General features: G+C 72.0%; 24 protein-coding genes. 14 read left to right on the top strand and 10 right to left on the bottom strand.

Features of this window, described 5'->3' with window-relative positions:
• Nucleotides 1–111: 111 nt before the first annotated feature.
• Genes sbnA through sbnB form a run of 8 tightly spaced genes read left to right on the top strand, consistent with a single transcriptional unit; the run spans nucleotide 112 to nucleotide 7,722 of the window.
• The gene (sbnA, locus tag JOM49_RS28225) at nucleotides 112–1,065 is read left to right on the top strand and encodes a 2,3-diaminopropionate biosynthesis protein SbnA (RefSeq protein WP_209667229.1); all 954 of its coding nucleotides are present in this window, start codon (nucleotides 112–114) and stop codon (nucleotides 1,063–1,065) included.
• Nucleotides 1,062–1,373 carry an acyl carrier protein gene (locus JOM49_RS28220; protein WP_209667228.1) on the top strand — a complete coding sequence of 104 codons (312 nt, stop codon included), beginning with the start codon at nucleotides 1,062–1,064 and terminating at the stop codon, nucleotides 1,371–1,373. Before sbnA ends, JOM49_RS28220 begins: the two co-directional genes overlap by 4 nt.
• Entirely contained in the window at nucleotides 1,373–2,602 is a 1,230-nt protein-coding gene (locus JOM49_RS28215) for a beta-ketoacyl-[acyl-carrier-protein] synthase family protein (RefSeq protein WP_209667227.1), read from the top strand. The genes JOM49_RS28220 and JOM49_RS28215 overlap by 1 nt, the downstream gene beginning before the upstream one ends.
• A complete protein-coding gene (locus tag JOM49_RS28210; protein WP_209667226.1) occupies nucleotides 2,599–3,624 on the top strand; it encodes a beta-ketoacyl synthase N-terminal-like domain-containing protein in 1,026 nt (341 codons plus the stop codon). Before JOM49_RS28215 ends, JOM49_RS28210 begins: the two co-directional genes overlap by 4 nt.
• Nucleotides 3,624–4,361: a 3-oxoacyl-ACP reductase FabG gene (gene fabG / locus JOM49_RS28205; protein ID WP_209667225.1), complete on the top strand. Its 738-nt coding sequence runs from the start codon at nucleotides 3,624–3,626 to the stop codon at nucleotides 4,359–4,361. The genes JOM49_RS28210 and fabG overlap by 1 nt, the downstream gene beginning before the upstream one ends.
• A gap of 21 nt (nucleotides 4,362–4,382) precedes the next feature.
• Nucleotides 4,383–5,624, top strand: coding sequence for a beta-ketoacyl-[acyl-carrier-protein] synthase family protein (locus tag JOM49_RS28200; RefSeq protein WP_209667224.1), 1,242 nt, complete (start codon nucleotides 4,383–4,385; stop codon nucleotides 5,622–5,624).
• 11 nt (nucleotides 5,625–5,635) lie between these two features.
• Entirely contained in the window at nucleotides 5,636–6,688 is a 1,053-nt protein-coding gene (locus JOM49_RS28195; RefSeq protein WP_209667223.1) for a beta-ketoacyl synthase N-terminal-like domain-containing protein, read from the top strand.
• 14 nt (nucleotides 6,689–6,702) lie between these two features.
• Nucleotides 6,703–7,722 (top strand): 2,3-diaminopropionate biosynthesis protein SbnB, encoded by a 1,020-nt coding sequence (gene sbnB / locus JOM49_RS28190; protein WP_209667222.1) that lies wholly within the window; start codon nucleotides 6,703–6,705, stop codon nucleotides 7,720–7,722.
• Here the strand turns inward: sbnB and JOM49_RS28185 are convergent.
• Nucleotides 7,704–8,654, bottom strand: a complete 951-nt coding sequence (locus tag JOM49_RS28185; protein ID WP_308158902.1) for an LLM class flavin-dependent oxidoreductase — start codon at nucleotides 8,652–8,654, stop codon at nucleotides 7,704–7,706. The two genes, sbnB and JOM49_RS28185, sit on opposite strands and share 19 nt — an antisense overlap.
• Nucleotides 8,655–8,864: 210 nt before the next feature.
• Here JOM49_RS28185 and JOM49_RS28180 point away from each other — a divergent pair, with 210 nt between their 5' ends.
• Both JOM49_RS28180 and JOM49_RS28175 read left to right on the top strand, forming a co-directional pair.
• Nucleotides 8,865–9,164, top strand: a complete 300-nt coding sequence (locus JOM49_RS28180) for a DUF1540 domain-containing protein (RefSeq protein ID WP_209667221.1) — start codon at nucleotides 8,865–8,867, stop codon at nucleotides 9,162–9,164.
• Between the two features lie 167 nt (nucleotides 9,165–9,331).
• Nucleotides 9,332–9,841 carry a flavin reductase family protein gene (locus tag JOM49_RS28175; protein WP_209667220.1) on the top strand — a complete coding sequence of 170 codons (510 nt, stop codon included), beginning with the start codon at nucleotides 9,332–9,334 and terminating at the stop codon, nucleotides 9,839–9,841.
• 255 nt (nucleotides 9,842–10,096) lie between these two features.
• Here the strand turns inward: JOM49_RS28175 and JOM49_RS28170 are convergent, their stop codons facing one another.
• The 9 genes from JOM49_RS28170 to JOM49_RS28130 all read right to left on the bottom strand — a co-directional run bounded on the left by JOM49_RS28170 (nucleotide 10,097) and on the right by JOM49_RS28130 (nucleotide 20,636).
• Complete coding sequence (locus tag JOM49_RS28170) at nucleotides 10,097–11,818, bottom strand: CocE/NonD family hydrolase (RefSeq protein WP_209667219.1); 1,722 nt, start codon at nucleotides 11,816–11,818, stop codon at nucleotides 10,097–10,099.
• 16 nt (nucleotides 11,819–11,834) lie between these two features.
• Nucleotides 11,835–13,337: an MFS transporter gene (locus tag JOM49_RS28165; protein ID WP_308158901.1), complete on the bottom strand. Its 1,503-nt coding sequence runs from the start codon at nucleotides 13,335–13,337 to the stop codon at nucleotides 11,835–11,837.
• Complete coding sequence (locus tag JOM49_RS28160) at nucleotides 13,330–14,568, bottom strand: 2-hydroxyacyl-CoA dehydratase family protein (RefSeq protein WP_209667218.1); 1,239 nt, start codon at nucleotides 14,566–14,568, stop codon at nucleotides 13,330–13,332. Before JOM49_RS28160 ends, JOM49_RS28165 begins: the two co-directional genes overlap by 8 nt.
• The gene (locus JOM49_RS28155; RefSeq protein WP_245369507.1) at nucleotides 14,565–15,614 is read right to left on the bottom strand and encodes a 2-hydroxyacyl-CoA dehydratase family protein; all 1,050 of its coding nucleotides are present in this window, start codon (nucleotides 15,612–15,614) and stop codon (nucleotides 14,565–14,567) included. Before JOM49_RS28155 ends, JOM49_RS28160 begins: the two co-directional genes overlap by 4 nt.
• Nucleotides 15,615–15,705: 91 nt before the next feature.
• On the bottom strand, nucleotides 15,706–16,944 hold the full coding sequence (locus tag JOM49_RS28150; RefSeq protein WP_209667216.1) for a CaiB/BaiF CoA transferase family protein: 1,239 nt from the start codon (nucleotides 16,942–16,944) through the stop codon (nucleotides 15,706–15,708).
• The gene (locus tag JOM49_RS28145; protein WP_209667215.1) at nucleotides 16,941–18,098 is read right to left on the bottom strand and encodes a CapA family protein; all 1,158 of its coding nucleotides are present in this window, start codon (nucleotides 18,096–18,098) and stop codon (nucleotides 16,941–16,943) included. The genes JOM49_RS28150 and JOM49_RS28145 overlap by 4 nt, the downstream gene beginning before the upstream one ends.
• Nucleotides 18,095–18,871, bottom strand: a complete 777-nt coding sequence (locus tag JOM49_RS28140; protein WP_372444099.1) for an amino acid ABC transporter ATP-binding protein — start codon at nucleotides 18,869–18,871, stop codon at nucleotides 18,095–18,097. Before JOM49_RS28140 ends, JOM49_RS28145 begins: the two co-directional genes overlap by 4 nt.
• Nucleotides 18,868–19,734 carry an amino acid ABC transporter permease gene (locus tag JOM49_RS28135; RefSeq protein WP_209667214.1) on the bottom strand — a complete coding sequence of 289 codons (867 nt, stop codon included), beginning with the start codon at nucleotides 19,732–19,734 and terminating at the stop codon, nucleotides 18,868–18,870. Before JOM49_RS28135 ends, JOM49_RS28140 begins: the two co-directional genes overlap by 4 nt.
• Complete coding sequence (locus JOM49_RS28130; RefSeq protein WP_209667213.1) at nucleotides 19,731–20,636, bottom strand: transporter substrate-binding domain-containing protein; 906 nt, start codon at nucleotides 20,634–20,636, stop codon at nucleotides 19,731–19,733. Before JOM49_RS28130 ends, JOM49_RS28135 begins: the two co-directional genes overlap by 4 nt.
• A gap of 200 nt (nucleotides 20,637–20,836) precedes the next feature.
• Between JOM49_RS28130 and JOM49_RS28125 the strand changes: the two genes are divergently transcribed.
• From JOM49_RS28125 to JOM49_RS28110, 4 genes are all read left to right on the top strand, one after another.
• Nucleotides 20,837–21,814: a PaaX family transcriptional regulator gene (locus JOM49_RS28125; protein ID WP_209667212.1), complete on the top strand. Its 978-nt coding sequence runs from the start codon at nucleotides 20,837–20,839 to the stop codon at nucleotides 21,812–21,814.
• Nucleotides 21,815–21,951: 137 nt separating this feature from the next.
• A complete protein-coding gene (locus tag JOM49_RS28120; RefSeq protein WP_209667211.1) occupies nucleotides 21,952–23,406 on the top strand; it encodes an aldehyde dehydrogenase family protein in 1,455 nt (484 codons plus the stop codon).
• Between the two features lie 30 nt (nucleotides 23,407–23,436).
• Nucleotides 23,437–24,297: a p-hydroxycinnamoyl CoA hydratase/lyase gene (locus JOM49_RS28115; protein ID WP_209667210.1), complete on the top strand. Its 861-nt coding sequence runs from the start codon at nucleotides 23,437–23,439 to the stop codon at nucleotides 24,295–24,297.
• Entirely contained in the window at nucleotides 24,297–25,787 is a 1,491-nt protein-coding gene (locus JOM49_RS28110) for an acyl-CoA synthetase (RefSeq protein ID WP_209667209.1), read from the top strand. The genes JOM49_RS28115 and JOM49_RS28110 overlap by 1 nt, the downstream gene beginning before the upstream one ends.
• Nucleotides 25,788–25,817: the final 30 nt, after the last annotated feature.

Here is a 25,817-nt window from a genome sequence, read left to right as displayed (position 1 = left end):
AGCGCAGCACACGTGCCCCTTATCAGATTTTCGCGGATTGTTCCGCATCGGCCCGCAGGGAGATGATGACTTTATGCACCAGCGTTCCGGAATTCGGCGAAGGCGGCCGTCATGCCACTGATCACCGAACCGCACCAGTTCAACGTCGGCGATCTCTACGTCGATCTGCTCGGCATCGTCGGGCAGCCGCTCTACCTCAAGTGCGAGGGGTTCAACTTCGCCGGGTCGATCAAGCTGAAGGCGGCCGCGGAAATGGTGGCCGCCGCCGAGCGCTCGGGTGCGCTCGGGCCGGATTCGGTGCTGGTGGAGTCCTCCTCGGGCAACCTCGGGGTGGCGCTGAGCATGATCCTCGCCGGCCGGGGCCGCCGGTTCGAATGCGTCACCGACAGCCGCTGCAACCCGGCGGCGGTGCGGTTGATGGAGAGCTACGGCGCGGTGGTCCACCTGATCACCGAACCGGGTGCCGACGGCGGCTTCCTGACCGCGAGGCTGGACCACGTGCGGGCCCTGTGCGCCCGTGACGACCGGTACGTCTGGCTGAACCAGTACGCCAACCCGGACAACTGGGGCGCGCACTACCGCACCACCGGCCCGGAGATCCTCAAGCAGTTCCCGGACGTGGAGGTGCTCTTCGTCGGCGCGGGCACCACCGGCACGCTGATGGGCTGCGCGCGCTACATCCGCGACGAGCAGCTGCCGGTCAAGGTGATCGCGGTGGACGCGGTGGGTTCGGTGACCTTCGGGCTGCCGCCGTCGCGGCGGCTGATCCCCGGGCTGGGCACCAGCACCCCGCCGGCGATCTTCGACGCCTCCTTCGCCGACGAGGTGGTGCACGTGAGCGAGCCGGACTCGATCGCGATGTGCCGCAGGCTGGCCGGGCACGGCTTCCTGTTCGGCGGCTCCACCGGCACGGTGCTGGCCGGGGCGCTGGACTGGCTTTCGCGGAACCCGATGTCCGGTACCGGTGTGCTGATCGCGCCGGACCTGGGAGAGCGCTACCTCGACTCGATCTACGACGACGGGTGGCTGGCAAGCAACTACGAGACGGAAGGGGCGCGAGGATGAGCACGAACAGCGCCGAAATCGCCGAGCGCAAGGCCGTGATCAAGGAACTGGCCTGTGACGCGTTCGAGGTGGAGCCCGAGGAACTGGCCGAGCACACGCTGTTCGACGAGGACCTCGGCGTGGACTCGCTGAACGCGATCGACCTGCTGGCCGCGCTGGAGAAGCGGTTCGGCGTGGAGATCGACCAGGTGGACCTGTCGCAGCTGACCAGCCTGGCCACGGTCTACGAGTTCGTCGCCGGGGAACTGGGCTGGGAGACCGGGGTCGCCACCGCGCAGCCGGTCTCCGGGGTCGTGGGCGCGACCTGATGACCGCCGTGCCCGCCCGCCGGGTGGTGATCACCGGCATGGGCGCCGTCTCCAGCATCGGGATCGGCCTGGCCGAGTTCGCCGCGGGCCTGCGGGCGGGCCGCTCCGGGGCCGGTCCGGCGACCGCCTTCGACACCACCGGCTTCCCTTCGGAACTGGTCTGCGAGGTCACCGGCTTCCGGGCCGAGGACTGGCTTCCCGGTCCCCTCGACCACATGGGCAAGCCGGGCCGGTTCGCCGCGTCGGCCACCGCGATGGCGCTGGCCGACGCCGGGATCGACGCGGAGGTACTGCGGTCGCGCCGGGGCATGGTCGTGGTCGGCACCACCGACGGGCAGTCCCAGGACCTGGACAGCCTGGTGGCCACCACGGTCACCGACGGGCCGGAACACCTGGACCCGGCGCTGACCTCCCGCCTGTCCGCGCAACGGCTGGCGCTCGACGTCGCCGGCGCGTTCGGACTGTCCGATGTGGACGCCTACACCATCGGCACGGCCTGCTCCGCGGGCAACTACGCCGTCGGCGACGCCTTCGACGCGGTGCGCAGCGGAGCGGCGGAGTACGCGCTCGCCGGGGGTGCCGACGTGGTCAGCCGCCGCAACTTCGCCAGCTTCCACCGTCTCGGCCTCGTCGCGCCGGACGCCTGCCGCCCGTTCGACACCGGCCGCGCGGGCATCCTCAACGGCGAGGGCGCGGGAATCGTGCTGCTGGAACCGCTGGAGACGGCACTGGCCCGCGGCGCCACCATCCACGCGGAAGTGCTGGGCTACGGCCTCAACTGCGACGGCAGCAACCCGGTGGCACCCGACCGCTCGAGCGTCGCGCGCTGCATGCGGCTGGCGCTGGACGACGCGCAGGTCAAACCGGAAGAGGTCGACCTGATCTCCGCGCACGGCACCGCCACCAAGCTCAACGACATCACCGAATGCGACGCCATCCGCGACGTCTACGGCGACCGGCCACCCCGCACCATCTCGCTCAAGTCGATGCTGGGGCACGCGATGGGCGCGTCCAGCGCGCTCGCCACGATCGCCTGCACGATCGCGCTGGAGCAGGGGTTCGTGCCGCCGACGATCAACCACCGGGAGACCGATCCCGCCTGCGGCGTCGACTGCGTCCCGAACCGGGCGGTCGAAGCCGAGCTGAAAGTGGTGCAGAACAACGGTCTCGCCTTCGGTGGCAACAACGCCGTGCTGCTGCTGGGCCGCTACGAGAGGACTCCGTCATGACCGCGGCTCACCCGGTGATCACCGGCTGGTCGGCGGTCTCGCCGTTCGGTGCCGGGGAAGCCGCCTTCGCCGAGGGTGTCCGCGCCGGTCGTGACACCGCCGCGCCGCCGGGGGAGGACTGGGCGGTGCCCGGACCGGCCGCCTGCCTGGTGCCGGACTACGACCCGAAGGCGCTGGTCGGCGGCAAGGTCGGCCGGGCGACCGACCGGGCCACGGTGTTCGCGCTGGCCACCGTCGGGCACCTGGCGAAGCGGGCGGAGACCAAACCCGACGACCGCACCGGCCTGGTGCTGGGCACCACCTCGGGCAGCCTGCGCAGCACGATGAGCATCACCCGCGACTCGCTGGTCAGCGCGAAACCCCACCAGGTGGACACCAAGGTGCTGCCCGCCGCGGTGATGAACTACGCGGCCGCCCAGTGCGCCATCCGCTACGGCCTGACCGGGCCGAACACCACCATCGCGGGCGGCCCCGGTGCTGGTCTGTTCGCGCTGGCCTACGCGAACCGCCTGCTCGCCGCCGGGCGCGCCGACCGCGTGCTGGCCGGTGCGGTGGAGGAGTTCTCCACCGAACGGGCCTGGGTCAGCCACCACAACGGCGGCGGGGTGCTCGGCGAAGGCGGCGTGGTCTTCCGCGTCGAACCGCACTCCGACGCCGGGCTGGCCGAGATCGTCGCGGTGCACAGCCGCGTGGTGCTGGCCGGTGACGTGGCCGAAGCCTTGCGTGACACCGCTTCCGCGCTGACGGCGTTGACGGCCCAGGCGCCGGACGACATCTGGGCGGCCGTCCCGGCTACCGGATCGGCCGCGGAACGTGCGGTGGCCTCGGCGATGTTCGGTGACCCCGCGCTCGACCGGGTCCCCGGCACCGGACTGATCGGCGACACCGGCGCGGCGGCCGCGGCCTTCGCCGTGGCGGCCGCCCTGTGCGCGCCCGGCCCGCCCGGCCGGCTCGTGGTGGTGCTCTCCGGCGACCCGGCCGGCAGCGCCGCGGGAATCCTGTTGCGAGTGAAGGGAAATTGATGTCTGCAGGGGTGGCCCTCATCAGCGGCGGAGCCAGGGGGATCGGCCGGGCGTGCGTGCGCCAGCTGGCCCAGGACGGCTACGACGTGAGCTTCTGCTACCGCGCCGACGAGCGCGCGGCCACGGAACTGGAGAAGGAACTGGGTGAAGAGGGCACCCGGGTGCTGGCGATGCGCGCCGACGTCACCGACGGCGCCGCGGTCCGGGAGTGGGTCTCGCGCACCGAGCGTGAACTCGGCCCGGTCACCACCGCGGTCACCGCCGCGGGCATCACCGCCGACACCCCGCTGGCCACCATGCCCGACGACAAGTGGACCAGCGTGCTGCGCACCAACCTCGACGGGGTGTTCACCGTCTGCCGGGCGGTGGCCTTCCCGATGATGAAACGCCGGGCCGGGTCCATCACCACGGTGTCCTCGGTGACCGGCATCTACGGCAACGCCGGGCAGACCAACTACGCGGCCTCCAAGGCCGGGATCATCGGCTTCACCAAGTCGCTGGCCAGGGAGGCCGGCCGGTTCGGCGTCCGCGCGAACGTGGTGGCGCCCGGCCTGATCGACACCGACATGTCCGACGCCATGCCGGAGAAAGCCCGCAACCACCTGATCGAATCGATCGCGCTGCGCCGCGCCGGCAGTCCGGAAGAGGTCGCCGAACTCGTCGGTTTCCTCGCCTCCGAGCGGGCCGGGTACATCACCGGGTCGGTGCTGGAAATCCACGGCGGCTACGGCGGCTGAGCGCACCGGAAGGAGCTAGGCATGGGCAACGGGGCACCGGGCCGGTCGGGCCGGGTGGTGGTGACCGGGATCGGCGTGATCTCGGGCATCGGCATCGGCAGGGCGGGATTCCTGGACGGGCTGCTGGCCGGGCGCGGCAGTGCCGCGCCGGTCACCGCCTTCGACGTGACCGGGTTCGAGTACGGCAAGGTCTGCGAGGTGCCCGAGTTCGCCGTGGACGAGGAGCGCCCGCACTACGGCCGCGCGACGCAGATGATCGCCGCGGCGGCGCTGATGGCGGTGGAGGACGCCGGGATGGCGCTCACGCGGTTGCGGGCCGGACGTGGCCTGATCGCCGTCGGTACCACCGAGGGCGAAGCCAGGGACGTCGACGAGATGACCACCACCGAGGTGAACAAGGGGCTGGCGGACCTCGATCCGGTGCTGGCGCGCCGGGCGCGCCTGGGCCGCATGCCGGTGTCGGTCGCCGACGACCTCGGTCTGGAGGACGTGGAACTGGTGACGCTGCCGGACGTCTGCGCCGCCGGGAACTACGCCATCGGCTACGGCTTGGACGCGTTGCGCGCCGGTGAGGTCTCCTACGCATTGGTCGGTGGCGCGGATTCGCCGTGCCGCAAGTCGTTCGCCGCCTTCTACCGGCTGGGCGCGCTCGCCCGCGACGAATGCCGCCCGTTCGCGGTGGACCGCACCGGCGTGGTCCTCGGCGAAGGCTCGGCGATGCTGCTGCTGGAACCGCTGGAGTCGGCACTGGAACGCGGCGCGCTCATTCACGCCGAGGTGCTGGACTACAACTTCAACTGCGACGCCGGGCACCCCACGCGGCCCTCGGAAGAGCGGGTGACCCAGTGCCTGCGTGGCGCGCTGGACAACGCCGGGGTCAGCCCCGCCGAGGTCGACCTGGTGATGGCGCACGGCACCGCCACCAAGGCCAACGACCCGATGGAGGCCGCGGCGTTCACCGAGGTGTTCGGGGACCTGCCGGTACCGCCGGTCGCGGCGATCAAGTCGATGATCGGCCACACCATGGGCGGCGCGGCCGCGCACTCCGGTATCGCCGCGATACTGGGGCTGGAGCACGGTTTCCTGCCCCCGACGATCAACCACACCACCACCGATCCGGAGTGCCCGGTGGACTGCGTGCCGAACCGGGCGCGCCGGGCGGAACCGAAGATCGCGCTGGTCAACTCGCTCGGCTTCGGCGGGCTCAACGCGGCCGTGGTGCTCAAGCGGTTCGACCGCCAGGCGGAGGGGATCGGCTCATGATCATTTCGGCGATGTCGGTGATTTCCCCGTACGGACTGGGAAAAGCCGCCTTCCGGGACGGGTTCACCGCCGGCCGGTCCGCCTTGTCCAAAGTGGACGTGGCCGACGACCTGCCCTACGTCGAGGCCGGTGTGGTCGACGGCGAAGCGGTCAGCGTGCTCCTGCGTGACGACTGCGACCTGAACAGCCGTTCGCAGCGCTTCATCGGCCGCCCGTCCAGCCTCGCGGTCGGCACGCTGGCCCTGATGCTGCGCGAGCACGACCTGCTCGGCGAGTACGCCCCCGCCCAGCGCGCGCTGGTGCTCGGCGGTGATCTGACCACCACCGACCGCGCGATGGACCTGATGTACGACTCGCTCACCGAGGAACTGCCGTACCACGTCAACGCCAAGCAGTTGCCGAGCACCGCGATGAACTTCCCGACCACGCAGTGCGCGGTCCGGTTCGGCCTCCAGGGCCCGAACTCCACCATCACCTCCGGCCGGGTGACCGGGTTGTCGGTGCTGAACTACGCCCGGCGGCTGCACCGCGCGGGCCGGGCGCCGATGGTGCTCGCCGGCGCGGTGGAGGACCTGAACGCACGCCGGTCGTGGATCACCTGGCACGGGCTGGCCGGGCAGGAGCCGCGCCCGCTCGGCGAAGGCTGCTGCGTTTTCCTGACCGAGAGCGCGGAATCCGCCGCCGAGCACGGCCGGACCCCGATGGCCGAGGTGCTGGCGCTGGAGTTCGGCACCACGCTGGATCCCGCCCGCGCCACCGAAGCGCTGACCACCCGCATCCGCCGAGCGCTAGCGAGCGCCGAGGTGGACGCCGCCGACGTCGACCTCGCCTTGCTGTCCGGAGTGGACGGTGACGCCGAGCACGCGGCGGTCACCGGCGTGTTCGGCGCGGACACTCCGGCGGTGTTCCCCGGCGACCTGATCGGGGACACCGCGGGGGCGTCCGGCGCGTTCCAGCTCGCCGCCGCGTTGTCCGACCCCGCGGCCGGACTCGCCGTGCTCACCGCCGTCGACCCGGACGGCCAGGTCGGCTGCGGTGTCGTCCGAATCCTTTCCCGCCACTGAACGAGGAGCCCGAAGTGCCCACTGTCCCGTCCTTCGCCGTGATCTCCGGTGCGCAGGTGCTCGATGCCCTGCACGGTCAGGAAAAGCACGTGATCGACCTGGTCGAGGCGGCCTACCGGACGCACGCGGCCGGGCACACGGTCAACCCGCCGTCGTACTTCCTGCGTTTCCCGGACCGGCCGTCCTCGCGGATCATCGCGCTGCCCGCCTCGATCGGCGACGACGTGCGCGTCGACGGCATGAAGTGGATCTCCAGCTTCCCCGGCAACGTGGAGAACGGCCTGCCGCGCGCGTCGGCGGTGCTGATCCTGAACGACCACGACACCGGATATCCGTTCGCCTGCTTGGAAAGCTCGGTGATCAGCGCGACCAGGACGGCGGCGTCGGCCGCGCTGGCCGCCGACGTGCTCAGCCGCGACCGCGGCCGCCCGAAGCGGGTCGGGTTCATCGGCGTCGGCCTGATCGCCCGCTACCTGCACACCTACCTGAACGCGCTCGGCTGGAGCTTCGAGGAGACCGGCGTGTTCGACCTGTCCGCCGAGCACGCGGCCGGGTTCGTGGCCGGGGTGGACGGTGACGCACGCGTGCACGAGAGCGCCGAGTCGCTCATCCGCGATTCGGACCTGGTCGTGTTCGCCACCGTCGCGGGCAAGCCGCACGTGCACGACCCGGCGTGGTTCGCGCACAACCCGCTGGTGCTGCACGTGTCGCTGCGGGACCTGTCGCCGGAGATCATCCTGGACTCGGTGAACATCGTCGACGACGTGGAGCACTGCCTCAAGGCCGACACCTCGCCGCACCTGGCCGAGCAGGCCACCGGCAACCGCGACTTCCTCGACGGCACGCTGAACGACGTGCTCACCGGCGCGCTCACCGTGCCGGCGGACCGGCCGGTGGTGTTCTCGCCGTTCGGCCTCGGCGTGCTCGACCTCGCGGTCGGCAAGTACGTCTACGACACCGTCACCGCGACCGGCGACCTCACCGAGATACCGGACTTCTTCGCCGAGCTCAAGCGCTACGAACGGGCCCGGTAGCCCGGCGGTCCCTGCTCCACGCGGCGCAGCACCGGCCCGAGGCGGTGCAGGTCGTCACTGCTTTGGAGCTGCCGCTCGTCCCACCAGGTCGCACCGGCCTCGGCGAGCGGTCCGACGAGTTCCCGAGCCTCGGCGGGGTCACCCGGGCTGACCCCGCCGAGCACCACTTCGAACGGGCCGGTGCGCTCGCGGTGCTCCCGGACGAAGGCGACCAGTTCGCGGACCTCCTCGACGGCGGGCGGGTGCCCGTGGGTGGCGCTTTTGAACAGCGGCACCACACCGTCCCACCTCGCCGCCCGCAGCATCGGCCTGCGGTGCGGCCAGAAGCCCCCGATCCAGACGGGCGGGCGTGGCTGCTGCACGGTCGCGGGCAGCAACTCGACGTCCTGCACCCGGTAGTGGCGGCCCTCGTGGGTGACCGGTTCGCCCGACCAGTAGCGGTCGAGCAGGCCGAGGCCCTCGTCGAGGCGCTGGGCGAGGACCACCGCGTCGGTGGTGTCGCCGAAGCTGCCGAACTCGTCCTCGATCGGGCCGCCGATGCCCGCGCTGAAGATCACCCGGCCGCCGCTGAGCGCGTCCAGGGTGGCCACCTGGCGGGCGAGCTGCTCCGGCCGCCGCCGCGCCACCGGCGTGACCAGGGTGCCGAGGCGCAGTCGTGAGGTCGCCAGCGCGGCCGCGGTGAGCAGCATCCAGGGGTCGCCGAACGGCAGGCCCCGGCGTTCCCGCTTGTCGTGCACGACGTGGTCCCAGACGAACAGGCCGTCCCAGCCGGCGTCCTCGGCGGCCTTGGCGACCCGCGCCACGGCCCTGGGGTCGGCGAAGTCGCCGAAGTTCGGGATGTTGATCGAGTAGCGCACCCGCGCATCGTCCGGCACCACCCCCGCCGGGGGCAACCGGATTTCTTTTCCCGGCGGTGGCGCACGCAATCGCACAGTGCTTCCCGCGATAGTCACTCATTGGGGTGTAGTTGATTCCGGCGTGTCGCCGACGGGGCGACTGACCTGCGGTGATGGCCCTGGACCACGGCGCGACAGGTAAGGCTTGCCTTCAATTCACTCCGGTTGCGAGCGGCCTTTCCGGGTGGGACGGTTTTCCTACTGACGCAATTCCCACCACAGAAACCTTTGCGAGGTGCGGCTGAGATGACTTCCACCGAAATGCCGGCCGTGCGCGAGTGCACGGTCACCGGGTGTTCCTACAACCACGACGGCTGCCACGCGTACGCCATCACCGTCGGCGGCAGCAACGGCGCCGCCGACTGCGACACGTTCGTCTCCCTGAACACCCAGGGCGGGCTGGACAAGGTCGTCGCGCAGGTCGGCGCCTGCTCGCGTACCGACTGCGTGCACAACTCCAGCCTCGAGTGCTCGGCACCCGGGGTGCGCGTGGGGCCGGGCAGCGGCGACCACGCGGCCAACTGCCTGACCTACACCCCGCGCTGAGCAGCGCGCGCGAGGCGGCCCCGGGCACCGGCTGACCGGGGCCGCCATCCGCGATCGCCGTGCGATCCTCCGCGAACTGCTGAGCACGGCGGGAACCTAGTGGTATCAGGACAAGTAGCCGCGATGTGCGGATGGTCAGGCGTCCGGCGCCACCCTAGCGTCGGTACATGACCGAAACCCTGGGCATCAGCGTTCTCGACCCGGCCGGGATCTCGCCGGCGCGCATGAGGAGCGTGCTGGGGCACTTCGCGACCGGGGTCGTGGTCATCACCGCGAAGGGACTGGCCGGACCGGTCGGCTTCACCTGTCAGACCTTCGCTTCGCTCTCGCTCGACCCGCCGCTGGTGATGTTCTCCCCGGCGCGGACGTCGAGGACCTGGCCGAGGATCCGCGAGGCAGGCCGCTTCGGCGTGAACATCCTCGCCGAGGGCCACGAGCACCTGAGCAACCAGTTCGCCCGGTCCGGCGCGGACAAGTTCGCGGGCGTGGCGTGGCACCCCACCTCGTCCGGCGTGCCGGTGCTGCACGACGTGTGCGCGTGGATCGAATGCACCGTCGAAGCCGAATACGACGGCGGCGACCACACCATCGTCACCGGCCGGGTCCAGGCCATGGGCGCCGAAACCACCCCGGCGCCCCTGCTGTTCCACCGCGGGCACTACGGGATCGGCACCTAGACTCCGCCGTCGCGGTACCGGCGAGTCCCACGTCCAGGCACCCCAACCCCACGTTCAGGCACCCGAACCCCACGTTCAGGAAGCCGAGTCCCACACTCGGGCACCCGAGTCCCACACTCGGGCAGCCGAACTCCACACTCGGGCAGCCGAGTCCCACATTCACGGCAGCGGACAGCCGAGGGTGGGGGAGGGCGAATGCTATGAGTGGGGCATTACTTGCAATGGATGCAAGTAATGCCCCACTCCTAACATTCCTCAGGGGAGGGTGAGGGTGGAGGTGCCGCCGTCGAGTTCGAGGTGGGAGCCGTCGGCGTCCGGGAGGGCGCCGGTTTCGCGAGGGTCGTAGCCGGTGACGGTCAGCTGTACGCGGTGTCCGGCCGGGACGAGGTACGAGGTGGGCAGGAGCGCGAACCGCACCCGCGTCGTCTCGCCGGGGGTCACCGGGGCGGCATCCGCTGACCAGGCGCGGTGCCACGGAACGCCTTCCGGCAGCGCATACGGCGACGGGTGCTCCGCGCGCAGCGAAACCTGTTGCCGCCCTTCGGTGATGACCGTGGTGGTGCCGTCGGGGGCGACGTCTTCGAGGTAGGCGAACACATGCGCGTCGCTCCGGTCCACGCGCAGCCACAGCTCGGCCACCGGGGTGCCGGTGATCTCGGTGTCCCGCTCGAGCACCGGACCGGTCCACCCGGTGCCGCTGCCGGGGATGTGGCATGGCTGGATGACCGCGCCACTGCCGGGATCGGACGGGCACCGCACGCCGGTGCCGACGGTGAACCCACGCGGTCCGGTCGCCGGGGAGCCGAGCACGCCGTCACCGCCGAGGGGCGTCGGCGTGCCGCCGGTGGGCCAGCTGGTGGCCGATTTCCAGGTCAGGCCGGTGGCGTCGGCGCGGTCCGAGGACGGGGTGGCGTAGTGGATCGGCGGGTCGGCGTCGATGCCGGTGTCGATGCCCTTGAGGTGCCGGTCGAAGAACCGGTGTGCTTCCTCGATCAACGCGAAACCCGCGTTCTCGCAGTGCTTCCACGGCCCGATGAGCAGCCGCGAGCCCGGCACGTTGAGCAGGGACGCGATGCCCTGCCCCCGCAGTTCGTCCCGCCAGCCGCCGACCACGTACAGCGGTATGCCCGAGTCGCGGATCGCCCCGGCGTAGCTGCCCGAACTGCCTTCGCTCCAGAACCGGGACTGCACCAGCGGGGAGAAGCTGTCGCGGAACGGCATGCCGCGCCACAGGTCGGCGAGCACGGTGGACTGCTGGTGCTCCTGCGCGGCCTGGGCGAGCAGCACCTTGTCCGGGTCGCCGTCCACCGGCTGGTTCTCCATGTCCTGCGCGACCGTCCGCGCCGGGCCGAAGCCCCACTGCGCGGAGATGCCGCCGACCCGCCAGGCGTCGTACTTGTCCCACGAGAAGCATCCGGCGAGCACGGCCTTCAGGTGCGGTGGCCGCACGGTCATCGCGTGCATGGCGGCGTCGCCGGTGTTGGAGCAGCCGTACATGCCGACGTTCCCGGTCGACCACGGCTGCGCGGCCAGCCATTCGGTGACCTCGTAGGCGTCCATGGCTTCGATCCGGTCGTTGTAGCCGCGGCGGGCGCCGAAGGACTGGCCGTTGCCGCGGCGCGCGACCTGCGCCACCACGTACCCGTGCGCGGCCAGTTCCGGCATCGCCTGGAAGCCGCCGGTCCGCGGGCCGGCGCCGTCCTCCGGCTTGCGGTCGATCGACAGGCTGTGCTGCCACAGCACCGGGAAGCGGCCCGGTGCGGCCGGCCGGTCCAGCCGCACAGCCAGCCGGGTGCCGTCGCGCATCGGCAGGTAGAACGATTCGCTGACCCGCTCGGGGTACCCGGCTTCGGGCCGGTACGAGCCGAAGGAACCCGCCGCGGCCGCGGGGCGGTCGGGGACGAGCAGGAAGGCGGCGACACCGGCGACCACGAGGGTGATCGCCGCTGCCAGTATCAGGCGTGAACGTCGGGACATCGATGTCCTCCGGGATTCAGTGCGCGGGAACGGCTTCGCCGAGAGCGGTCTCCCGGACGAAGGAGATCGCCAGCAGCGCGAGCACGGCGATCGGGAGCGTGGCGAGGAAGACCAGCTGGAGTCCGTGGGTGTAGGACTCGCGGACGGCGTCGGCCAGCGGTGGTGGCAGCGCCGCGACCTGGGCCGGGGTACCGAGCAGGCGGCGGACGGCCTCGTCGGTGACGGGCAGCCCGGCTGCGTCGAGCGCGGCGGGGAGGTCGGCCCGCAGCCGCGCGGCGATCAGCGCGCCGAAGGCGGCGACCCCGACCGCGCCGCCGAGCGTCCTGGTGAAGGTGGCTGACGAACTCGCGACGCCGACGTCACCGGGGTCGACGGCGTCCTGCGCGGCGAGCACGAGCACCTGCTGGGTCAGCCCGGTGCCCGCGCCGAGCAGCGCCATGCCCGCGGCCACCTGCCACGCCGGGGTCGTGGTGCTCAGCGGGGCGAGCACGGCCAGCCCGGCGACCAGCAGCGCGCACCCGGCGGCCGGGAACCGCTTCCACCGCCCGGTCCGCGCGATCAGCCTGCCGGTCACCGCCGAGGTGACGATCATGGTGCCGATCTGCGGCAGCATCAGCAGCCCGGCGGCCATCGCGCCGTGCCCGTGCACCACCTGCAGGAACTGCGGCAGGTAGATGATCCCGCCGAACATCACCGTGCCGACCAGCAGTCCGGTGGTGCAGGCGATGGTGAAGGTGCGGCTGCGGAACAACCGCGGCGGCAGGATCGGGTCGACGGCTCGCAGTTCGCGCCACACGGCCAGCAGCGAGGTCAGCAGCACGGCCGCGCCGAGCGCGAAGGTGGCGGGTGACGGCCACGGCCACGCGACCCCACCGGCGGACAACAGCACCACCAGTCCGCCCGCGGCCAGCGCGAGCAGTGCCGCGCCGAGGTGGTCCAGCGGCGCACGCGGACGTGATGGCCTGTGGTCGGGGGCGAGCCGGATGAGCAGCGCGGCCACGACGGTCACCGGCACCACCCCGAGGAAGCACCAGCGCCAGCCCGGACCGCCCGGCGTGACCAGCAGCCCGCCGAGCAGCGGCCCGGCCACTGAAGCCGTGCCGAAGGAGAGGCCGAACCAGCCGGTGTAGCGGCCGCGTTCACGAGCCGGGACCAGCACCGCGACCAGCGCGTTCGCGCAGGCGAGGATGCCGCCGCTGGCCGCGCCCTGCAGCGCGCGCCCGGCCACCAGCCAGCCCATCGACGGCGCCAGCCCGGCGACCAGCGAAGCCACGACGAACAGCGCGGTGGCCGCGAGCAGCATCGGGCGCGGGCCGCGCCGGTCGGCGAGCTTGCCCCAGACCGGGGTGGCCGCGGTCATCGTCAGCAGCGCGGCGGCGGCCACCCAGGCGACCTGGTCCTGCCCGCCGAGTTCCCCGGCGATGGTGGGCAGCGCGATGCCGATGATCGTGTTGGTCAGCGAGCCGGTGAACAACGCGACCAGCGCACCGGCGAGCACGGGCGCCGCCCGCTCAGCCACCGAGGACCTCGGCCTCGAGCCAGTCGCCCACCGACCTGTCCAGGTACGCCGGGTCGGAGCGGCGGGCGTCCACGTTGTCCGCGTGCAGTTCGAGCACCGGCACCCCGGCCGCCCGCAGCGCCCGGGTGGTCGCCCAGCTGCCGCGGGCGTCGTCGGAGACCAGGTGCACCACGCCGTCGGCGCCGTGCGTGCGGGCCTGGTGCACGTACCACTCGGCCGACCACGGCGGGGTGTAGAGCTGGTCGGAGAACGCCGCGAACCGGGCGGCCAGCGCGCGGACCGGGTCGCCGCCGTAGCGGAGGTAGCCGTCGGCGGCGATCGCCAGGTACATGGACCAGACGAACACCGCGCCGTAGCGGTCCTGGAAACGCCGGTAGAAGTCCAGGTCGAACCAGAGGCCGCGGCCGATCCACATCAGCCGCGCCCGCTCGCCCTCGCAGACCGCGGTGCCCGCGGCGATCCGCGCGGCCACCTCGTCATGCAGGGCCTTGGCGGCGTCGCGCGCCCATTCGGTGCCGCGGTGCCACTGCGGGATCATCACCGCCGGGATCCCGTCGGTGACCGCGATCGGGCACGGCCGGGCCGCCGCGATCAGGTCGCGGGTGCGCCTGTTCCACTCCTCCTGCTCGTTGACCAGGTCCATCACCTCGGTGAACCGGCGCTCGGAGAACCGCCGCCCGGTGGTGGTTTCGAGGAACCGGATCAGGCCGTGCAGCTCGCCGGTCATCAGGTCGAGCCGGTCGGTGCCGACCGCTTCCTCCCACCGGTGCGGCATCAGCTCCCACCAGCGCTCAGGAACCGTGTCGGCGGCGGCGCTCTCGAGCGGGTAGAAGGTCACGCCGGGCTGCTCGGCCCAGACGTCGAAGATCTTGCGCGAGGCGTCGCCGGTGGTCTCCGCGAGCACGATCGACGGCATCGGCAACCCGCCCCACGGCCCGGATTCCGGGGCGAACGCGCTGCCGAGGGAGGTCGAGCTGTACTGCTCGGTGTAGTCGGGGTAGCCGCGTTCCCGCAGCCGGGCCAGTTGCTCCTGGGTGTGCTGCTTCGCCGCGACGATCGAGGCCCACCACTGGTTGACCACGTACGGGATGCCCATCGCGCGGAAGATTTCCTGCGGCGCGTCGGCGTTCACCAGCGCCAGCGGCGTGCCCGCGGCGACCTGTTCCTTGAGGTCGGCGAACCACCGGCGCTGGTAGGCGGTCGCGGCGGCGGCACTGGGGAGTCGGCTCATCGGGGCACCCCGGCGAGGTCGATGCTGCCGTACTCCTGGCGATCGACGAGCGTGGCGGGCACCCCGGCGGCTTCCCGCTGGGCGGGGAAATCCCACGGCGGCGCGTCGTCGTGGCGCCGGACGTAGGACAGCAGGCTTTCGGCACCCCGTTCACGCAGGGCGGCTGCGGTGTGCGCGGCCCGTTCCGCGATGGACGCCCGTGGCGCCGCGGGCCCGGCGAACTGGTACCGCTCGGCGAGCGCCAGCTCGGTCGGTGCCCCGACATCGGCCACGGCGAGCAGGTCGCCCCAGTCGTGGTCCTCGCCGACGATCAGCCGGCCCGCGTCCTCCAGCGCCTGGTAGACCGCCGGCGTGTCGTGACTGCTGCCGGTCAGGTACACGGGACGACCGGGCCGCGGTTCGCCTCCGGGCAGCGTGGAAAGCACTTCCTGCACCAGTTTTTCCGCTTCGTCGACGGGCATGGCGGTGGTCACCGAGACCAGCGACAGCGCCTCGGTGCCGGTGAGCCGCCGCTCGCCGCGGTGGGTGCCGACTTCCCGGAGCAGGCCCCGGACGCGGTCGTGCGCGGCGATGGCGGCGGCCAGGTCGTCGTCCCCGATCCGCTGTCCCGCCACGGCTTCGAGCCACGACCGGAACTGACGCACCTTGGCGAGCACGTACCGGGTGGTCGTGTGGTGCGGCAGGTGCAGCACGTCGACCAAGTGCAGTGGCGGCAAAGCGATAGACGGCTCCACGCGCCGGATTTCCCGCAGTACGTAGAACAACCGCAGCGACGCCTCGCAATCCCGGGACAGCACAAGGACATCGAGGTGGCCATAAGCGCCCTCGAGCAACCGGGTGAGTACCGAACAGGCGACCGCGTCGAGCCCGCCGCCGAGCCGTTCCCGGCCCGCGCTCGCGTCCTCGTCCGGGGACCCGGTCAGGCGCAGCGGCAACAGGCCGGCGGCGGTCAGCAGTTCGACCGGCACGTCGGCACCGACGTACCCGGCCACCGGGCGCCCGTCCGCCCGCCAGCGCGCGACGGCGTCATTCCGATCCGGCAGCAAGGGATCCTCCGAAGGGGTGAGGTCGGTGCCGTGAATGTGGCTTTCACGGCACATTCCGCCGTGAAAGCCACATTCACGGCACAAGCGGGGCTTAGATGACCGAGTCGGCGGCCAGGGCGGCGACGGTGTCTTCGCTGTACCCGAGCAGTTCGCGGTACACGTGGTCGTTGTGCTCGCCGAGCGCGGGCGCGGGCCCGTCCAGGCCGACCGAAGCGCCGGAGAACACGATCGGCAGGCCGGTGGCCGAGAGGTCGGCGACCGCGCCGTGCCGGGGGTGGGTGATCGGTACGACCTCACGCCGGGCGCGGACCAGCGGATCGCGGACCGCCTCACGGGGTTCGCGGACCTCGGCGGCGGGCACGCCGTGTTCGGAGAGCCGGTCCACCACTTCGGTCGAGGGCAGCGTGCGGCACCAGTCGCCGATCAGCGCGTGCAGTTCGTCCGCGCGCCGCACGCGTTCGTCCCTGGTCCGGTAGCGCTCGTCGTCGACGAGGTCCTCACGGCCCATCGCCCGCAACACCCCGCGGGCGAACGAATCGGTGGGCGCGCACAACGCGATGTGCCCGTCGGCGGTGGGCAGGATGCCGAACGGCGCCAGCCGCGGCACCAGCGAACCGGTGCGCTGCGGCAGCCCGACCGCTTCGAAGGCGTCGAACGGCTCGCACGCCACCAGCGAGGTCAGCGCGCCGAGCATGGACACGTCCACGTGCTGCCCCTGCCCGGTGGTTTCCGCCTGCAGCAACGCCGAAACCGTGCCGACCACGGCGAACAGCGGCGCCAGCAGGTCCCCGATCGGCAGGCCGAACCGCACCGGGTCGCCGTCGGGCTCACCCGCGGTCATCATCACCCCGGACAGCGCCTGGATGATCGAGTCCATCGCCTTGCCCGACCCCGGCCCGCCCTGGGTGCCGAACCCGCTGATCGAGGTGTAGACCAGCCGGGGGTTGAGCTCCCGCACGGCCGCGTAGTCGATGCCGAGGCGGCTGGTGACGCCGGGGGAGTAGTTCTCCACCAGCACGTCCGCGTCCCGCACCAGGTCGGTGAACACCGCCTTCGCGCGCGGGTCCTTGAGGTTCAGCGTCACGCTCAGCTTGCCGCGGCCGCGCACCAGCATCGACACCGACATGTCGTCGTCGTGCTTGCGGCCCAGCGCCAGCCCGTCGCGGCCGAGGTAGGGCGCGTTGTTGCGCGAGGTGTCCCCACCGGTCGCGGGGTTCTCCACCTTGATCACGGTGGCCCCGAGCCCGGCGAGCAGCAGGGTCGCGTAGGGCCCGGCGAGCGCGGTGGTCAGGTCGATCACGGTGCGGCCGGCGAGCGGCTGGTCGGTCATGGCTGGCCCTCCAGGGCTGGAACGCGGCCGGCTCCGGCGAGCAGGACCTGGTCGCCTCGGCGGACCAGCTCCCCGCCGAGCCGTGCGCGGGCGGTGATGTCACGGAGGTAGGCGAGTACGGCCTCGCCCTCCGGGGAAGCGGGTTCGAGCGGCACGGGCCTGCCGTGGTCGTCGATGTGGCACGGCACGACCCCGGCTTCGGCCAGTCCGTCGCGGTCGAACCGGCAGACCGCGACCACGGTGTTGCGGCTCTCCGGGTGGAACGGGTAGAACGGCAGGTCCGGATCGGGCGCGAACCCGTAGAGCGCCTTGCGTTTCTCCGCCCACGCGGCCCGTTCCGCGCTGTCGCCGCCCTCGGACGGGGTGAGCGCGCGGGTGACGGTGACGAAGTTGCCGAGGCCGTGGAAGATCGGCTTGCCGCGGTGGACCTCGATGCCGCGCATGATGTGCGCGTGGTGGCCGAACACCGCGTCCGCCCCGGCGTCGATCGCCGCGCGTGCCACCGGGCTCTCGTACATCGCCACCGCCGCCGGGGTGTGCCCGACGCCCTTGTGCAGCGCGACGAGCACGACATCGGCTTCGGCGCGCAACGCGGAGATGTCGGCGGCCATCGCCTCCAGGCTGTCCGGATCGGCGAAGGTGTAGATCCGTGGCGGACCGCCGGGACTGGCGTGGTCGAGTTCGTAGTGGGTGAGCACGTGGACGTACGCGCAGCCCGCCTTGCGCGAGGTCGCCCAGGATTCACGCGGGCCGACGCAGTTGTACGACAGCACGCCGATCCGCAGGCCGTCGCGCTCGACGACGGCCGGGGTGCGGGCCTCGGTGAGGTCGGCTCCGGCGCCGACCGGGACCAGCCCGGCCGCCCGGGCGTGTGCCACGGTGTCGGTCACGCCGACCTCCCCGGCGTCGAAGATGTGGTTGCCCGCCAGGGTCACCACGTCGAACCCGGCCGCGGCGAGCGCGCCGAGCGCGGCCGGGTCGGCCGGGGGCGCGGGCACGTCGGTGCTGATCTGCGTGGTGGTGGTCGAATGCGGGACCTCGACGTGCCCGATGGCGACCTCGGCCCGCCGGAACAGCGAGGCCGACGGCGCCAGGAAGCTTGCCGGGTCCGGTTCGTCGAGGATGAGGTCCCCGACGGCGGTGATGGTGATCAAGAGACTGCTTCTTCCGTGTGCCGGGACAGGAACGCACGCAGGCGCGGGCTGCGGGGATTGCCGAAGACCTCGGCCGGGGTGCCGGATTCGACGATCCGGCCGGCTTCCATGAACACGCAGCGATCGGCCACCTCGCGGGCGAAGGCCATTTCGTGGGTCACCACGATCATCGTCAGCCCGTCGGCGGCCAGCCCTCGGAGCACACCGAGCACCTCGTCGACCAGCTCGGGGTCAAGCGCGCTGGTGGGTTCGTCGAACAGCATGATCCGCGGGCGCACCGCCAGTGCCCTGGCGATCGCCACCCGCTGCTGCTGCCCGCCCGAGAGCTGACGCGGGTAGTGGTGCAGCCGGTCGCCGAGACCGACGCGCTCCAGCAACGCGATCGCGTCCCGCTCGGTCTCCGCCCGGTCACGCCGGTGCACCCGCACCGGCGCTTCGGTGACGTTGCGCAGCGCGGTGAAGTGCGGGAACAGGTTGAACTGCTGGAACACCATGCCGACGCGCCTGCGCTGCGCCGCCGCGCCACGCGGGCTCAGCGGCCGCAGCCGCCCGCGGTGCTCCTCGTAGCCGATCAGGTCGCCGTCGAGGTACATCGAGCCCGCGTCGATCGACTCGAGCTGGTGCACGCAACGGACCAAAGTGGACTTCCCCGAGCCGGACGGCCCGATGACCACCACGACCTCGCCCTCGGCGACCTCGAGGTCCACGCCGTCGAGCGCCTGGTGCGTGCCGAAGGCCTTGCGCACCCCGCTCATCCGCAGTACCGCCTTCACGATGACCCTCCCCGCGCGAAGCGCCGTTCGAGCCTGCGCTGCGCCACGGTCAGCAGCGTGACCACGACCAGGTACCAGACGCAGGCCACGATCAGCATCGGCACGATCTCGTAGCTCTGGTTGTAGATCACCTGCACCGCGTGCAGCAGGTCGTTCATCGCGATCACCGAGACCAGCGCGGTGCCCTTGAGCACGCTGATGAACTGGCTGCCGCTGGGCGGGATGATCACCCGCATCGCCTGCGGCAGCACGATGCGGAAGAACGTCTGCGCCGGGGTGAAGCCCATCGCGGACGCCGCTTCGCGCTGCCCCCGGTCCACGCCGAGCACCCCGGCGCGGATGATCTCGGCCATATACGCCGACTCGACCAGTGAGAGGCCGATGATGCCCGCGGTGAGCGGGGTGATCAGGTCGTTGGCGTTCCAGGTGAGCAGGGCCGGGCCGAACGGCACGCTCAGCGAGATCTTCGGCAGCAGGTAGGCCAGGTTGAACCAGAAGATCAGCTGCACCAGCGGCGGGATGCCGCGGAAGACGCCGACGTAGAGCGTGGCCGCCCAGCGCGCCGGAGCGAAGCCGGACAGCTGCGCGGCGGCGAGCAGCCCGCCCACCAGCGAGCCGATGACCATCGCCAGCACGGCCAGCAGCACCGTGGTGCCGAGTCCGGAAAGGACGGACGGGGCGAACAGGTGCGCGGCGACGACGTCCCACTGGAACCGCTCGTTGCCGATCAGGAAGGCGAGCAACTGCGCGGCCAGCACCAGCAGTACCGCGGTGGCCACCCAGCGCCACGGCCGGAAGCGCGGCCGGGCGGTGGCGATGTCGTGCGCTGTCGCCGTCGCCGGGGGATCGGTGGTCACCGTCATGCCGGCGTCCCGGCGTTGAACTCGGGCTGCGGCACGGTGACGTCGGTCAGGCCCCACTTCTGCATGATCTGCTGGTAGCGCCCGGAGGCGAACAGCGCGCCGAAAGCCTGGTGCAGCACCGGTCCGAGCTGTCCCGACTTCGGCACGTAGAGCGCGAGCTTGTCCGCGGTGGCGCCCTGCTCCTCGGTCTGGGTGACGTAGGTGTAGACGCCCTTCTGCTGGGTGGTCACGTCGATCGCCGCGGCCTGGGTCATGCCCGCGGCCTCGGCCCGGCCGGACTGCGCGGCGAGCAGGGTGGCGTTGGTGTCGGCGAGCCCGATCGACTGCACGGCACCGCGGCCGGTGCGCTCGCAGAACGCCGAGAGCTGACGCAGTTGCTCCTCGACCACGCTGGCGGTGACCACGGCGACCCGCTTGCCGCACAGGGCGTCCGTGGCCGGGATCGGCACTGGCGCGTTAGCCGGGACCACGTAGGAGGTGCGGGTGGTCATCCAGGTGATGGTGTCGAACTGCTTCTCGCGTTCGGCGGTGACCTTCACCGGCCCGTTGAAGGCGTCGTAGCGGTTGGACAGCATGCCCTGCAGCGCGGCGGGCAGGCTGTCGACGACGATCGTCTCGGTGCGCACGCCGAGCAGTTCGCCCAGTGCGTCCTGGAAGTCCTTGTCGATGCCGGTGATGGCGCCGTCGGCGGCGACCGTGCGGTAGGGCGGGTGCGAGTCGCCGGCGAAGCGGATGACCCCGGCCTGCCGGACGGCCTCGGGCAGCGCGTCGTGCAGGGCCGTGTCGGCCCCGGCCGGGGCCGGCTCGGCCGCGGAGTCGCCGACCTGGGCGCCGCAACCGGTGAGAGCGAGCAGGACCGCGGCCGCGGCGGTGAGCCGTCGTGCGGTGGGGGCTGATCGCATGGCGATGGTTCTCCCTGCGTTGGGCCTTGCCAGGCGTGGGTCAGGACAGTCGGGCGGTCGGGACGGTCAGGCACAGCCGGGAATCCGGGAACCGATCATTGCCGACTAGGATGGCGACGAGCGTCGCACGAGGTGTCGCCAATTGCAAGACCCGGTGCCCCGTAGGCTTCCGGGCCGGAGTAACGGGAAGAGGAGCGCGGATGCCGGACACGCCGCAGCGGGCCGAACCGCAGCTGCTGCTGACCTCGCTGCTGGGCGACTACTGGTACTGGCGCGACGAGCACATCCCCTCCGCCGCGCTGGTGCGGCTGCTCGCGGAGTTCGGCATCGGCACGGACAACGCCAGGGCGGCGATGCGGCGGCTGGCCGCGAAGGGCCTGCTGACCACTTCGCGCCGCGGGCGCACCACCGCCTACGGCATCCCGCCACGCACCAGCGGGGTGATCGTCAGCCGCACGCGGCGGATGCTCACCTTCGGCGCCACCGCGCCCGACTGGGACGGGCAGTGGACCGTGGTCGCGTTCTCGGTGCCCGAGCAGGAACGCGAAGTACGCACCGCGCTGCGGTCCCGGCTGCGGGTGCTCGGCTTCGCCGCGCTCTACGACGGCCTGTGGGTTTCCCCGCGTGACCTGGCCGAGCCCGCGATCGCGCTGCTCGCCGAACTCGGCATCGAACGCGGCAGCGTGCTGCGGGCGGCCGAGGTCCCCGGTGGCCCGGCCGCCGGTGGTCCCGCCGCCGCGTTCGACCTCGAACCGCTCGCCCAGCAGTACCGTGAGTTCGTCGAGCGCTACGAGTCGCTGCCGACGCATCTCACGGCGGGCCGGGTGAGTCCGGCCGAAGCCCTGCGCACCCGCACCGAGCTGCGCGTGGACTGGCGGGCGTTCCCCGAGCGCGACCCGGACCTGCCCGCGGTGATGCTGCCGCCCGGCTGGTGCCGCGCCGAGGCGCAACGGCTGTTCCTGGAGATCTACGACCGGCTCGGCCCGCTGGCCGAGCTGCGTTTCCGGCAGGTGCTCGCCGAAACCGACCCGGAGCTGGCCGACCTCGCCTCCCATCACGACAGCGCCCGCATCGCCGAGCTGTACGCGGAACTGGGTGGCGACCAGGAGCACGGGGACACGCCGTTCGAGCGGGCCGTGCGCGCCCGGCGGCTGGACGATCTGCGTCGCGGCTCCTGATCCATCAGGAGTCCTGAGGATTTATGCGTGACCCAGGTCACCACCTCTTGTCAAGAACCTTGACCAGGCCGCAGGCTGTGCGGACATTCATCAGGAACCCTGATGATGTTCGAGCAAGGCCGATCAAGGAGGTTCGGGTGGAGTTCCTCGATCCCGCGCGGTGGTCCGGCAAGGTCTTCACCGGCACGTGGGCGGACGGCGGGTCCGGCACCCGCGAGGTGCGCGAACCGGCGACCGGGGCGAGCCTCGGTTCGGTCGGCGTCGCCGGTGCCGCGGACATCGCGGCCGCCGTGGCACGCGCGATCCCCGCGCAGCGTGAGTGGGCCGCCCGCCCGCACGCCGAGCGTTCGGCGGTGCTGCTGCGGGCCGCCGGGCTGCTGGCCGAGCACACCGGCGCCATCGCCGAATGGCTGGTCCGCGAGTCGGGCTCGGTCCGGTTGAAGGCGGGCATCGAGATCGAGGGCTCGGCGGGGGAGTGCGTGCAGGCGGCCGCGCTGCCGTCCGCGCCCTACGGCGAACTGCTGCCCTCGGCCGGCCGGATGAGCTTCGAACGCCGGGTGCCCGCCGGGGTGGTCGCGGTCATCTCGCCGTTCAACTTCCCGCTGCTGCTGTCGATGCGGTCGGTCGCCCCGGCGCTCGCGCTCGGCAACGCGGTGATCGTCAAGCCCGACCCCCGGACCGCGGTCTGCGGTGGTGTGGTCATCGCCCGGATCTTCGAGGAAGCCGGGCTGCCGGCCGGGGTGCTCCAGGTCCTGCCCGGCGACGCCGAGGCCGGGCAGGCGCTGGTCGAGCACCCGCGCGTGCCGGTCCTCTCGTTCACCGGGTCGACCCGCGCCGGGCGCGCCATCGGCGCCCGCGCCGGGGAACTGCTCAAGCGGGCGCACCTCGAACTCGGCGGCAACAGCGCGCTGGTGGTGCTGGAGGACGCCGACCTGGAGGCCGCCGCCTCCTGTGGCGCGTTCGGCAGTTTCCTGCACCAGGGCCAGATCTGCATGGCCGTGGGCAGGCACCTGGTGCACCGCTCGCTCTACGACCGCTACGTCGAACTGCTCGGCAAGAAGGCCGAACAACTGCCCGTCGGTGACCCGTTCACCGAGGAGGTCGTGCTCGGCCCGATCATCGACGAGGGCCAGCTGGCGCGGGTGCGCGACCTGGTCGACCGCAGCGTCGCCGCCGGGGCACGGCTGGTGCAGGGCGGCACCGCGGAGGGGCCCTTCTTCCGCCCGACCGTGCTCGCCGACTGCGGCCCGTCGATCCCGGCCTACGCCGAAGAGGTGTTCGGCCCGGTCGCCTGCGTCCGTCCCTTCGACACGCTCGACGAAGCCGCGGAGTTCGCCGCCGACTCCGAATACGGGCTGAGCCTGGGCATCCTCACCGCCGACCCGGCCGCCGGGCTGGCACTGGCCGACCACATCCCCAGCGGGCTGGTGCACATCAACGACCAGACGGTGAACGACGACCCGGCTGCGCCGTTCGGCGGGGTCGGCGCCTCCGGTGTCGGCCGGGTCGGGGGAGCCCGCGCGAACGTCGACGCCTTCACCGAAACCCAGTGGGTCACCGTGCGCGCCGAATCCGCGCGCTACCCGTTCTGAGCCCGCTTTCCTGAGAGAGGACCGAAACCCATGTCCGCACCCGCCACCGACCGCGACTCCGCCGAAACGCCCTGGGGGCGGAACGTGCTCGTCGAGTTCGACGAGGGCATCGCCTGGGTCACGCTCAACCGCCCGGAGAAGCGCAACGCGATGAACCCGGCGCTCAACGACGAGATGGTGCGCACGCTCGACGCGCTCGAAGGTGATCCGCGCTGCCGCGTGCTGGTGCTCACCGGCGCGGGCGAAGCCTTCTCCGCGGGCATGGACCTGCGTGAGTACTTCCGCGAGGTGGACGAGTCGGGTGACCCGGCGGTGCAGATCCGCGTCCGCCGGGCCAGCGCCGAATGGCAGTGGAAGCGGCTGTCCACCTGGTCGAAGCCGACCATCGCGATGGTCAACGGCTGGTGCTTCGGTGGCGCGTTCACCCCGCTCGTGGCCTGCGACCTGGCGATCTCCGCCGAGGACGCCCAATATGGACTGTCCGAAGTGAACTGGGGCATCCCGCCGGGCGGGGTGGTCAGCCGGGCGCTGGCCGCCACGGTCAGCCAGCGGGACGCGCTGTACTTCATCATGACCGGCGAGCCGTTCGACGGCCGTCGTGCCGCGGAGATGCGGCTGGTCAACGAAGCGGTGCCGGCCGAGTTGCTGCGTGAGCGCACCCGTGAGCTGGCGGCGAAGCTGGCCGCGATGAACCCGGTGGTGCTGCGGGCGGCGAAGGTGGGCTACAAGATCGCCCAGGACATGCCGTGGGAGCAGGCCGAGGACTACCTCTACGCCAAGCTGGAGCAGTCGCAGTTCCTCGACCCGGAACACGGCCGCCAGAAGGGCATGACCCAGTTCCTCGACGAAAAGGCCTACCGGCCCGGTCTTTCGGCTTACCGGAACGACTGATGCGCGACGAAGGCCTCGGCTCGTGGCCGGTGCGGCGGGCGCGGATGACGCCCGGCCGGATCGCGCTGGTGCACGGCGAGCGGTCGCTGTCCTACGCCGCGCTCGCCGCCCGGACGGCCGCGCTGGCGCAGGGGTTCCGCTCGCTCGGCGTGCGGCGGGGTGACCGGGTCGCCTACCTCGGCCCGAACCACCCCGCCTACCTCGAGACCCTGTTCGCCACCGCGTCACTGGGTGCGGTCTTCGTCCCGGTCAACAGCAGGCTGGCGGCGCCGGAACTGGCGTACGTGCTCGGCGACGCCGGGGTGTCCGTGCTGGTGCACACCGAGGCGGTGGGTCCGCTGGTGGACGCGGCGGCCCCGGCGCTGCGGGAATGCCTGGTCGTCGGCGGCGCGGCCTACGAGGAGTTCGCCCTCGGCACGGCCGCGCCGGCGGACGAACCGGTGGGGCTGGGCGACCCGTGCCTGATCATGTACACCTCCGGCAGTACGGGACGGCCGAAGGGCGCGGTGCTCTCGCACGGCAACCTCACCTGGAACTGCGTCAACGTGCTGGTCGAGTCCGATTTGTCCGGTGGGGAGGTGGCGTTGATCGCCGCGCCGCTGTTCCACACCGCCGCGCTGGGCATGACCTGCCTGCCCACCCTGCTCAAGGGTGGGACCGCGGTGCTGATGGAGGCGTTCGACCCGGCCGCGGCACTGGCGGCGATCGAGCGGCACCGGGTCACGCTGCTGTTCGGCGTGCCCGCGATGTACGACGCGATGGCCGCGCAGCCGGGCTGGGCGTCGGCCGACCTGTCCAGCGTGCGGACCATGCTGTGCGGTGGCGCGCCGGTGCCGCCCGCGACGATCCGGCGTTATCTGGACCGCGGGCTCACCTTCGTGCAGGGCTACGGCATGACCGAAGCGGCGCCGGGGGTGCTGATCCTCGACCCGGAGGCCGTGCGCACCAAGGCCGGGTCCGCCGGGGTGCCGTCGTTCTTCACCGACGTGCGCGTGGTCGACCCGGCCGGGGAACCGGTGCCGCCCGGCGGGCGCGGGGAGATCGTGGTGCGCGGGCCGAACGTCATGCTCGGCTACTGGAACCGCCCGGCGGACACCGACCAGGCGCTGGCCGGTGGCTGGCTGCACTCCGGTGATGTGGCCACAGTGGACGGTGACGGCTACTTCACCGTGGTCGACCGGCTCAAGGACATGATCATCTCGGGTGGGGAGAACATCTACCCCGCCGAGGTGGAGGCCGCCGCCCTCGACCACCCGGACGTCGAGCTGTGCGCGGTGATCGGCGCCCCGGACCCGAAGTGGGGCGAGGTGCCGCGCGCGGTGGTCGTGCTGCGGCCGGACGCACGGCTGAGCGCCGACGAGCTGCGCGCGCACTTCCGCGAACGGCTCGCCGGGTACAAGGTGCCCAAGTACATCGAGTTCCGCGACGAGCTGCCACGCACCGGCTCCGGCAAGATCCGCAAGGCCGAACTGCGGGCGGGGTACGCGTGACCCGGGTACCGGATCGGGTGACGGAGGTGC

Origin of the sequence: Amycolatopsis magusensis (assembly GCF_017875555.1) — a bacterium.
In the GTDB taxonomy this organism is placed as follows: Bacteria; Actinomycetota; Actinomycetes; order Mycobacteriales; family Pseudonocardiaceae; genus Amycolatopsis; species Amycolatopsis magusensis.
Note: the sequence above shows the minus strand (reverse complement) of the source record. Positions and strands in the feature narration are given on the sequence as shown.